This window comes from Acidimicrobiia bacterium, from assembly GCA_035948415.1.
In the GTDB taxonomy this organism is placed as follows: Bacteria; Actinomycetota; Acidimicrobiia; order IMCC26256; family PALSA-555; genus PALSA-555.
In genome coordinates this window covers 1-1,550 of sequence record DASZJD010000128.1, presented here as the reverse complement: position 1 = coordinate 1,550, position 1,550 = coordinate 1, and the positions used below count along the sequence as shown (strand labels likewise).

The window sequence follows — 1,550 nt, the reverse complement described above, 5'->3', positions numbered from 1 at the left end:
GTCACCGTGTCACCTGGCTTGACGTGCCAGGAGACGATGTCGGCCTCGGTAAGGCCCTCCCCGACGTCGGGGAGCCTGAACTGCTTGTCCATGGCTGGTCTCCCCAGGTCAGTAGGCGAACGTGCGGTCCACCGCGTCCAGGATGCGATCCAGGTCGGGCAGGTAATGGTCTTCCGCCCTCGCGGCCGGGTACGGGATGGCGAACCCGCCGACCCGCAGCACGGGGGCCTCGAGGGAGTAGAAGCAGTGCTCGGTCACCCGGGCCGCGATCTCACCGCCGAGCCCCGCGTACACGGGTGCCTCGTGGACGACCACGCAGCGGCCGGTGCGGGCCACCGATGCCTCGATCGTCGCCATGTCGAGCGGCGACAGCGAGCGCAGGTCGATCACCTCGATGGACCGGCCGTCTTGCTCGGCCGCCAGCGCGGCTTCCAGGCAGGTGCGGACTTGCGGCCCGTAGCTGAGCAGGGTGACGTCATTTCCGTCGCGCACGACCCTGGCCTGGTCGAGTGGCAGCGCGCCGGACAGCGGGGCCGCGGTGTCGACCTCTGCCTTCTCCCAGTACCTGCGCTTCGGTTCGAAGAAGATCACCGGGTCGTCTGAGGCGATCGCGAGCTGGATCATGGCGAACGCGTCCGCCGGGTCGGCGCAGGCGACAACCCGAAGTCCCGCCGTGTGCGCGAAGAAGACCTCGGGCGACTCGCTGTGGTGCTCGACGGCGCCGATCCCTCCGCCGAATGGAATGCGGATCACGACCGGCAGCGTGACGTTGCCCCGCGACCGGTAGCGCATCTTGGCGAGCTGGCTGACGATCTGGTCCGTCGCCGGGTACACGAAACCGTCGAACTGGATCTCGCAGACCGGCCGGTAGCCGCGAAGCGCCAGGCCGATCGCGGTGCCGACGATCCCGGACTCCGCGAGCGGCGTATCCACCACGCGGTGCTCGCCAAAGTCCTTCTGCAGTCCGTCCGTGACCCGGAAGACGCCGCCGAGCCTGCCGACGTCCTCCCCCATGATCATTACCTTGGGGTCGTTCTCAAGTGACCGGCGCAGCCCCTCGTTCAGCGCCCGGGAGAGGGTGATCTTCGTCATTGCTCCGCTCCCTCTTCCTCGAATCCCGCAAGGTAGGCCGCGAACTGGGCACGCTCGGCGTCGAGGATCGCGCTCCGGTCGGCGTACACATGATCGAACAGCGCAAGCGGGGGCGGGTCGGGGAGCGCCAGGCACGCAGCGCGCAGCTTGGCGGCGAGCTCATCGGCCTCCGCCTCGACCTGCTCGAAGAACGTGCTGTCGGCCTCGCCGGTGCGGGCGAGGTAAGACCGGACGCGCTCGATCGGGTCCCGCAGCCGCCAGGTCTCGAGTTCGCTCGCCAACCGGTACCTCGTCGGGTCGTCGGTGGTGGTGTGCGCGCCCATGCGGTAGGTGAAGGCCTCGATGAGTGTGGGGCCCTCGCCCTCGCGGGCGGCACGCATCGCCTTGCGGGTCACCGCGTAGCAGGCGAGCACGTCGTTGCCGTCGACCTGGACCCCGGGGAAGCCGAAGCCGCTCGC

3 protein-coding genes are annotated in these 1,550 nt (G+C 69.4%); all 3 read right to left on the bottom strand.

What is annotated here, in order from left to right:
• Positions 1-92: biotin/lipoyl-containing protein (locus tag VG869_17100; protein HEV3452904.1), on the bottom strand; the 92-nt coding region annotated here is incomplete at its 3' end.
• 16 nt (positions 93-108) lie between these two features.
• On the bottom strand, positions 109-1,092 hold the full coding sequence (locus VG869_17095; protein ID HEV3452903.1) for an alpha-ketoacid dehydrogenase subunit beta: 984 nt from the start codon (positions 1,090-1,092) through the stop codon (positions 109-111).
• A partial coding sequence (locus VG869_17090) for a thiamine pyrophosphate-dependent enzyme (GenBank protein HEV3452902.1) occupies positions 1,089-1,550 on the bottom strand: 462 nt, incomplete at its 5' end. The genes VG869_17090 and VG869_17095, both read right to left, overlap by 4 nt.